General features: G+C 40.3%; 11 protein-coding genes. 7 read left to right on the forward strand and 4 right to left on the reverse strand.

Annotated features, from left to right (window positions below):
- The 4 genes from rpsK to rplQ all read left to right on the forward strand — a co-directional run.
- On the forward strand, window positions 1-214 hold a 214-nt coding region (rpsK, locus tag AC1DPZ_RS17040), incomplete at its 5' end, for a 30S ribosomal protein S11 (protein WP_477405533.1).
- A 67-nt stretch (window positions 215-281) separates the two neighbouring features.
- Window positions 282-890: a 30S ribosomal protein S4 gene (gene rpsD, locus AC1DPZ_RS17045; RefSeq protein ID WP_477405535.1), complete on the forward strand. Its 609-nt coding sequence runs from the start codon at window positions 282-284 to the stop codon at window positions 888-890.
- Window positions 891-1076: 186 nt separating this feature from the next.
- Window positions 1077-2069, forward strand: coding sequence for a DNA-directed RNA polymerase subunit alpha (locus AC1DPZ_RS17050; RefSeq protein ID WP_477405537.1), 993 nt, complete (start codon window positions 1077-1079; stop codon window positions 2067-2069).
- 216 nt (window positions 2070-2285) lie between these two features.
- Window positions 2286-2843: a 50S ribosomal protein L17 gene (gene rplQ / locus AC1DPZ_RS17055; protein WP_477405539.1), complete on the forward strand. Its 558-nt coding sequence runs from the start codon at window positions 2286-2288 to the stop codon at window positions 2841-2843.
- Window positions 2844-2950: 107 nt separating this feature from the next.
- Here rplQ and AC1DPZ_RS17060 read toward each other — a convergent pair whose 3' ends face one another.
- From AC1DPZ_RS17060 to AC1DPZ_RS17070, 3 genes are all read right to left on the reverse strand, one after another.
- Complete coding sequence (locus tag AC1DPZ_RS17060; protein WP_477405541.1) at window positions 2951-3472, reverse strand: GNAT family N-acetyltransferase; 522 nt, start codon at window positions 3470-3472, stop codon at window positions 2951-2953.
- Between the two features lie 306 nt (window positions 3473-3778).
- Window positions 3779-4039, reverse strand: a complete 261-nt coding sequence (locus AC1DPZ_RS17065) for a Txe/YoeB family addiction module toxin (protein WP_477405543.1) — start codon at window positions 4037-4039, stop codon at window positions 3779-3781.
- Entirely contained in the window at window positions 4024-4236 is a 213-nt protein-coding gene (locus AC1DPZ_RS17070; protein WP_477405545.1) for a DUF2683 family protein, read from the reverse strand. The genes AC1DPZ_RS17065 and AC1DPZ_RS17070 overlap by 16 nt, the downstream gene beginning before the upstream one ends.
- A 250-nt stretch (window positions 4237-4486) precedes the next feature.
- Here AC1DPZ_RS17070 and dnaK point away from each other — a divergent pair, with 250 nt between their 5' ends.
- Window positions 4487-6400: a molecular chaperone DnaK gene (gene dnaK, locus AC1DPZ_RS17075; protein ID WP_477405547.1), complete on the forward strand. Its 1914-nt coding sequence runs from the start codon at window positions 4487-4489 to the stop codon at window positions 6398-6400.
- A gap of 302 nt (window positions 6401-6702) precedes the next feature.
- Here the strand turns inward: dnaK and tnpA are convergent, their stop codons facing one another.
- Entirely contained in the window at window positions 6703-7164 is a 462-nt protein-coding gene (gene tnpA / locus AC1DPZ_RS17080; protein ID WP_477405549.1) for an IS200/IS605 family transposase, read from the reverse strand.
- A 185-nt stretch (window positions 7165-7349) separates the two neighbouring features.
- Here tnpA and AC1DPZ_RS17085 point away from each other — a divergent pair, with 185 nt between their 5' ends.
- On the forward strand, window positions 7350-8369 hold the full coding sequence (locus AC1DPZ_RS17085; RefSeq protein ID WP_477405551.1) for a Gfo/Idh/MocA family oxidoreductase: 1020 nt from the start codon (window positions 7350-7352) through the stop codon (window positions 8367-8369).
- A 42-nt stretch (window positions 8370-8411) separates the two neighbouring features.
- The gene (locus tag AC1DPZ_RS17090; RefSeq protein WP_477405553.1) at window positions 8412-8900 is read left to right on the forward strand and encodes a TlpA family protein disulfide reductase; all 489 of its coding nucleotides are present in this window, start codon (window positions 8412-8414) and stop codon (window positions 8898-8900) included.
- Window positions 8901-8942: the final 42 nt, after the last annotated feature.

An 8942-nucleotide genomic window follows, 5' to 3' on the forward strand; every position in this document is an offset into this window, starting at 1 on the left:
TCCTTACGCTGCTGGACAAGCTGCCGGCGATTGCGGTAAAGTTGCGTACGACTTAGGTTTACGTAAAGTAGAAGTATTTGTAAAGGGCCCTGGTGCTGGTCGTGAATCAGCTATCCGTACTTTGCAAACAGCAGGTATTGAAGTTACCACGATAAAAGACATCACACCGCTTCCACACAATGGTTGCCGTCCGTCTAAAAGAAGAAGAGTTTAATTAACAAATTTTTTAAAGCTAAGATTCTGTAGCTAAAGGCTGCATGATACTTTAAGAACACACAAAAATGGCAAGATATACAGGACCAAAGTCCAAAATTGCACGTCGTTTCCGTGAGCCGATCTTCGGTCCGGATAAAGCGTTAGAACGTAAAAACTATCCACCCGGAATGCATGGAGCTTCCAAACGTCGTGGAAAGCAGTCAGAATATTCAACTCAGTTGATGGAGAAACAAAAAGTTAAATACACTTACGGTGTATTAGAGCGTCAGTTCGAAAACTTGTTTCACCGCGCTTCGGCTAAAGAAGGTATCACAGGCGAAAACCTGCTGAAATTTTTAGAGGCCCGTTTAGATAACGCTGTTTATCGTTTAGGTATATCGCCTACACGTTCAGGGGCCCGTCAATTGGTTAATCACAAACACATTAATGTTAACGGTGCTGTTGTAAACATTGCATCGTATGCGTTAAAAGCTGGTGATGTGATCTCTGTACGCGAAAAATCTAAATCACTTGAAGCTATTACTACATCAGTAGCCGGAAGAAGAATCAACAAATACAGCTGGTTGGAGTGGGATGCAAATTCCTTAACGGGTAAATTCCTTAACTACCCTAACCGCGATGAGATCCCTGAAAACATTAAAGAGAACTTAATCGTTGAGTTGTACTCTAAATAAGATATGAGATTTTAGATGTGAGATTTGAGAGTTTTTTTCAAGTCTCATTTCTGGTTTCATACATATACAAGAAAATAAGCAAAAGAGTTTAGATATAGGATTTCAGAAAACGTGGGTAAATGTCTCACATCTATAAATCTCACGTCTAAAATCTATAATCAAGTAAACAATAAATAAAGGATATAAATGGCAATTTTAGCATTTCAAAAACCAGACAAGGTTATCATGCAGAAATCGAATGATTTTGATGGAACGTTTGAATTTCGTCCGTTAGAACCAGGCTTCGGTGTAACCATTGGTAATGCTCTACGTCGTATCTTACTTTCATCACTGGAAGGTTATGCAATAACTTCTGTTCGTTTTTCGGGAGTTACGCATGAGTTTTCAACCATCAAAGGTGTTGTTGAAGACGTAACCGAGATCATTTTGAACCTTAAGCAAGTTCGTTTCAAAAAAACAGGTGAATCTGGCGATAGCGAGAAAATATTTGTTATCATAAACGGCCAGGACGCATTTAAAGCTGGTGATATCACTAAGTTCTCAAACAACTTTACTGTGTTAAATCCTGATCTTGTACTTTGCAACATGGATTCATCAGTAACGCTTGAAATTGAGCTTACTGTAGGTAAAGGCCGTGGTTATGTTCCGAGCGAGGAAAACAAAAACCCGGATGCAAACGTTGGCGTTATTGCTATCGATTCTATCTTTACGCCAATCAAAAACGTAAAATATACCATCGAGAACTATCGCGTTGAGCAAAAAACCGACTACGAAAAATTAGTTTTGGATATTGCTACCGATGGATCTATCCATCCGGAAGATGCATTGAAAGAAGCTGCCAAGATACTTATTCAGCACTTTATGTTATTCAGCGATGAAAACATGATGCTTGAAGCACAGGCTAAAGAAGAAACCAAAGAAGTTGATGAAGAGATTCTGCATATGCGCAAGATTCTTAAAACAGAACTGGTTGATCTTGATCTTTCTGTACGCGCATTAAATTGCCTTAAAGCTGCTGATATCCGCAGCCTGGCCGATTTGGTATCATACGATGTTGCTGATATGTTAAAGTTCAGAAACTTTGGTAAAAAATCATTAACTGAAATTCAGGACCTGGTTAAATCAAAAGGTTTATCTTTTGGCATGAACCTGTCTAAATTTAAGTTAGACGAAGAATAAAATATGAGATGTTAGATTTGAGACATGAGATTTTTCTCGCCTCCGATCTAACATTTTTTATTTAATAATAAATAACCCGGGATCAGGGTAAAAGGGAAGGGGCTTAAGTCTCAAATCTAATATCTCGCATCCCAATCTAATATAAAATAGCGAAGGCATAATTCCGAAGGCTTGAGTTGATCGCCGGACGGTATGCACGTGAAATAATTTAAAACAATGAGACACGGAAACAAAAACAATCACTTAGGCCGTACTACCAGCCATCGCAAGGCGATGCTGTCAAACATGGCAACTTCGCTTATCTTACACAAGCGCATCACTACAACATTAGCTAAAGCAAAAGTTTTGCGCGGTTATGTTGAACCACTTTTAACAAAATCAAAAAACGATACTACTCACTCTCGTCGTACAGTGTTTAGCTATTTGCAAGACAAAGATGCTACAACTATCCTTTTCCGCGAGATTGCTGAGAAAATAGCTAACCGCCCAGGTGGTTATACCCGTATCATCAAATTAGAAAACCGTTTAGGGGATAACGCTGAAATGGCGATCATCGAATTGGTAGATTATAACACTGTTTACGGTGCTGATACAGCAGCCGCAGCTAAAAAATCAACCCGTCGTCGTGGTGGTTCTGCAAAAGCTAAAACAGCTGCACCGGTTGCTGCTGAAGAAGCAGTAGTAGTTGAAGATGAAGTTAAAGAAGCACCAGTTGCTGAAACTGAAGCTCCTGCAACTCCTGAAGCAGAAGAGAACGCTGAAAAAGGAATTTAATCTCCTTTTTTTTACATAAGAAAACGCCCTGTTCATTTGAGCAGGGCGTTTTTTTGTGATACGATTTTCTGGATTACATAGGATTGACGGGATTAGCTGTTAAGTAGCTATCTATTTAACCTGTATGTTAGCAATGTCTCCACATCTTCTACCTGCTCAAATTCGCATTTGTCCAGCAATCTGCGCGATGGCAGGTTATCTGCATAGGTATGCACAATGATAGCGTTTACAAATTGATGCGTGAATGCCCAGTTAATCATCGTTTGTAAAGCTTCTGTCGCGAAGCCTTTGTTGTGATGGTTGCCATCAATCATATAGCCTATCTCTGCTTCGCCATTATCATTAGGGTAGCCGGCGAAGCCCATGCCGCCCACCGATGTATTTGTGCTTTTAAGCACCAGTTCCCAATCGGTATACCACAGGTATTTTTCGGGGTATGCAAGGGTGTTGGGTAGCCAGAAGTTGTCGAGCGCATCTATGATTTCGGCATAGTAAAGGGGTTCGACAAGCATGAAAGACGGTGTTAGCCCGATAGAAATTTCCATGAGTGCACGGTCTTGCCTTAGCAACAAAAGCTGCTGGTGTGTTAACGGCATTAATTTTAACCGTTCCGATTCGATAAAAAACATTTGATTTGTTTGGAATTAAATAACAATAGTGAACCTGTTCTCTTTTTTAAAGCGAAGGGCAAGCTTTGAGTACAAAGCTTTTGTTATGCAATTCCAGGCGTAGTGATATGCCTGTTTGATGTGTTGAGTAACAGAGGCGTTTTGTTTGTTGGGATAAAGATGACGTATTAATTTGAAAATACCTATTCGGGAGATTTTTTTAGTATATGCAATTTTGCGTTAGGGGTAGCAGCGGGTACCGGCCAAGTGATTAAGACCTGTGCAGTATGAGCGGATGACCCGGCCGCAGGCAACGCCCGCAGGGTTCTATTGATAATGGCCTTTAAAGGAATAAATAATAATAATCTCATCAATCACTTCGTAAACGATGCGATGTTTAACATCAATTCGCCGTGACCATTTACCTGAATATGCATGTTTTAACGGCTCCGGTTTACCTATGCCGGTGAAAGGTGTTTCTTTGATGGAGGAGAGCAGCTGTTCGATTTTCTTTACAATATTCGATTGGCCGCTTTTTAAGAAAAATTTAATATCTTCTTTTGCTGCATCAGTTATTCTAAGTTCCATATATCAGCAGGTTCTATTTTAGTGGTTCGTCCTGCTTTAAATTCATCCTCACTTTTTTTCATTTTGTCAACAAACTCTTGATTGTACGGTCTATCCTTGATTTTTTCCGTTTTAAAGTCAACCTTAAGCGCTTTCATAATAGCCTTTAATGTTGCCAGCTGCTCTTTATCTTTGGGTAATACAATTAAAGTTTCCATATACAAATTTACATTTTATTAAATAAAATTCCGATTCCAGTTTTCAGCCCTTATACATTACCTTTTACCTTTMGTATTTCGCCTTTCACCTAAACAAATCTCAACTTTTCTGCCAACCTGTCACCACCTGCAATGACTTTTCTGACTTATAAATTGTCATCCTGACCATATGCCCTGCCAAATGCGTTTGGCACAAACGTTGTTAAATAGCTGTTGTAGTAAATTAATAAAATCAAGAAAAATCAATCATATGTCTAAAATAATTGGAATCGACTTAGGAACAACAAACTCCTGCGTAGCTGTAATGGAAGGTAATGAGCCTGTAGTTATAGCAAACAGCGAGGGCAAACGTACTACGCCGTCCGTAGTTGCTTTTATAGATAACGGCGAGCGTAAAGTTGGCGATCCTGCAAAACGTCAGGCAATCACTAACCCTACAAAAACCATTTCGTCTATCAAACGCTTTATGGGTAACCAGTTTAACGAGGTTACAAGTGAAGCTGCACGTGTACCTTATAAAGTAGTAAAAGGTGATAACAATACACCGCGTGTTGAAATTGGCGACCGTAAATACACTCCGCAAGAGATCTCTGCAATGATTCTTCAGAAAATGAAGAAAACTGCCGAAGACTTTTTAGGACATGAAGTTACCGAAGCCGTTATCACTGTACCAGCTTACTTTAACGATGCGCAGCGCCAGGCTACTAAAGAAGCCGGTGAAATTGCTGGTTTAAAAGTACGTCGTATTATTAACGAACCTACTGCTGCTGCCTTGGCTTATGGCTTTGATAAAGCGCACAAGGATATGAAAATTGCCGTATTTGATTGCGGTGGTGGTACACATGACGTATCAATCCTTGAATTAGGTGATGGCGTTTTTGAAGTAAAATCAACTGATGGTGATACACACTTAGGTGGTGATGACTTTGACCAGGTAATTATTGACTGGCTGGCTGATGAATTTAAAAGCGACGAAGGTATTGATCTGCGTAAAGATCCAATGGCTTTGCAACGTTTAAAAGAGTCTGCCGAAAAAGCTAAAATTGAGTTGTCAAGTTCTGCACAAACAGAAATTAACTTGCCATACATCACTGCTGCCGATGGTATGCCAAAGCACCTGGTTAAAACTTTAACCCGTGCTAAATTTGAGCAACTGGCTGATGGCCTTATTAAACGTACTATTGAGCCTTGCAGAACCGCGCTGAAAAACGCTGGTTACAGCACCTCTGATATCGATGAAGTTATCCTGGTAGGGGGCTCTACCCGTATACCTGCTATACAGGAAGCTGTTCAAAAATTCTTTGGTAAAACGCCTTCAAAAGGTGTTAATCCTGATGAAGTTGTTGCAATTGGTGCTGCTATTCAAGGTGGCGTGTTAACAGGTGAAGTTAAGGATGTGTTGTTGTTGGATGTTACCCCGCTTTCATTAGGTATTGAAACTATGGGTGGTGTAATGACAAAACTAATTGAGTCAAACACAACTATCCCAACAAAAAAATCTGAAACATTCTCAACTGCCAGCGATAGCCAGCCATCTGTTGAGATCCACATATTACAGGGTGAGCGCCCAATGGCTGCGGGTAACCGTACTATAGGCCGTTTCCATTTGGATGGTATTCCACCAGCACCTCGCGGTGTGCCACAAATTGAAGTAACCTTTGATATTGATGCCAACGGTATATTGCATGTATCTGCAAAAGATAAAGCAACCGGTAAAGAACAAAAGATCCGTATCGAAGCTTCTTCAGGCTTAACTGATGCCGAGATCAAGAAGATGAAAGACGAAGCAGAAGCTAACGCTGATGCCGACAAAAAAGCACGCGAAGAAGTTGAAAAACTGAATGGCGCTGATGCCCTGATCTTCTCTACAGAAAAACAATTGAAGGAGTATGGCGATAAAATATCTGCCGACAAGAAAGCTCCGATTGAAGCTGGTTTGACTAAGCTGAAAGAAGCTTATGCTGCTAAAGACTTTGATGCAATTGATGCTGCTCAAACTGAATTGAACGCTGCATGGGCTACTGCATCCGAAGAGATGTACAAAGCTGCAGGCGATGCTCAGCAAGGTGGTCAGCCGGAAGGTAACCCAGGTGCAGGTGCCCAGGATCATGGTGACACTGTAACTGATGTTGACTTTGAAGAAGTAAAAGACGAAAAAAACTAAGTTTTCGTAATTAAATACATTGTAAAGCCCGGTTGGATTATTTCAGCCGGGCTTTTTTGTGCGCTGAATATTTGGCATATTATAGGAGGCACCTACGGAGCCAAAATCCAATTTTTATTTACTATAAACACGTGGCTACGCTGTAGCCCGAAAGCAATTGTATATTTTGTCTTTTTCTGAGTCCAGGAAGTCAAACCACTCATGCAGTTTTCGGGCTACAGCGTAGCCACGTGTTTATAGGTTTAATAAAGAATACGATTTGGCTCCGTAGGTGCCCCCTACTATAAACGATGATTTGAAAACTATTCTATAAAATCAAACAAATACTTTTCCTCAAACGGAATATCAAACTTCTCTAATAACTTCAAATACTCCTGTTTGAACGTTCGTTTTTGATGATGGCTTTCCTGGTCAAGTACATACTTTACAACTGAGTCAATATGTGAATGTGAATAGGAAAATACGCCATAGCCTTCCTGCCAGCTGAGTTTTCCTTTAATCCAATTTTTGCTGTTAATAAACTCATTGCTTTCTACTTTGATCTCCTTCAAAAAATCAGAGATCAGGACGTTGGGTTTAAATCCTACAAAAATATGAATATGGTCGGGCATGCAATTGATAGCAAGCATTTTCGCTTTTCTACTTTGAACAAGAGAAGTAATATACTTATGCAATTCTTCTTTATTGTTTTTTGATACCAGGCTTTGTCTATCCTTTACAGCAAAAACAAACTGAAGATAAATTTGCGAGTAAGAGTTTGCCATCTACAACCTGATAAAATATTAACAACCAATTTATGTAAGATGGATTGTATTTCAAAGCTTCTTTTCCTTCAAATGCTTCTTTGTTTCAAAATAGGCGGATGTCCCTATCGATGAAATGATTTTTTCTGGTGTCTTTCAGAAATAATCTTATTTTTACTTTCCAAACAAAAGGCAAACAAATATCAATGTCAACAAAACCAATAGTATCGRGCCTGATGGCCTACGGCATGTCGGGCAGAATTTTTCATGCGCCGTTTTTAAGTACTAACCCCGGCTTTACTTTTAAGGCGGTTGTAGAACGCCATGAAAAAAAGGCGGCTAAAGTATATCCTGATGTAATTAGCTATAATACTGTGGATGAACTGCTAAATGATGCCGAAATTGAATTGATTGTTGTTAATACGCCAAATGATACCCACTTTGACTATGCCATGCGGGCACTTAATGCCGGTAAACATGTGCTGATAGAAAAGCCGGCAGCAGTTACTTCGGCAGAGGTGAAGGCGCTGTTTGACCAGGGCAGGAAGCTCGGCCTAAATGTGATGATCTACCATAACCGCAGGTATGATAGTGGGTTTATATCTGTAAAGAAAGTAATAGAAAGCGGCAGGCTTGGCGAATTGATAGAAGTGCATTTCAGGCTCGACAGGTACCGTATGCCTATAGGGGTAAAGCAATTCAAAGAAACTAAAGAAACGCCGGGTAATGGCTTAACTTACGACCTTGGGGCTCACCTGGTTGATAATGCAATCAGCATATTTGGCAAGCCGTTAAGCTATATCAAAACTACAGCTACACACAGGCCGGGATCGCAGGTAGACGATTATTTTAATATTCACCTGAGCTATCCAAACCAGTTAAACGTATACTTAACGTCGGGTTTGCTCATTGCCGAACACTTGCCTGGTTTTGTAATACATGGTACCCTGGGTAGCTTTGTAAAGCTACGTACCGATGTGCAGGAAGCGCAACTGGATACAGGCATGATGCCAACCGACGACGGTTTTGGCATAGAACCTGCAGGTAGCGAAGGTAAATTGGTGTTAATGGGGGCCGATAACGAGAAAACGGTGGAGTGGGTACCGTCAGATAGAGGTAATTATAACGGTTTATTTGATGCCGTGTATCATACTGTGAGAGAAAACGCGTTATTTCCCATAAGTGAGGAGCATATTGCCTGGCAGATAGAATTGCTCGAAAGCTAAAAATATTGTAACTATGCTTTAATGAAATATTACATTAATATAATGAAAAGAATATACTTGCTGCTATGCCTTATAGTTGCAGCCGGCTGCAGCCAGGCGCAAACCATGCCTGCAAATAGCAAAATTGCCCCATACCATATATTAACTACCGACAGTGTTTATGTTACACCTGCCGACTTGAAAAAGAACAAACCAGTAATGGTGATCTATTTTTCGCCGGATTGCAGCCACTGCCAGCGCCTGATGTATGATTTGAAACCGCAGCTGGATAAGCTTAAAGGCGTGCAGATAGTAATGATCACTTTTGTAAACCAGCTAAAGGCAATACAAGTATTTCAGCGTGATTTCGATTTGGCCAAATACCACAATATCATCATTGGTACCGAAGGATACACTTACGTAGTGCAGCGTTATTACCACGTACAAAATACGCCATATATTGCCATATACGACAAAAACGGGAAGCTTTTCCAGGCCTATGATAAAGTGCCAAAGATCCCGGTACTAATGGAAACGATTAAGAAAGTATAAGCTTTGGATGTGCAGATATGCAGATTTCAGATGTGCAGATGA

It is taken from the genome of Mucilaginibacter sp. P4_G9 (assembly GCF_056400985.1).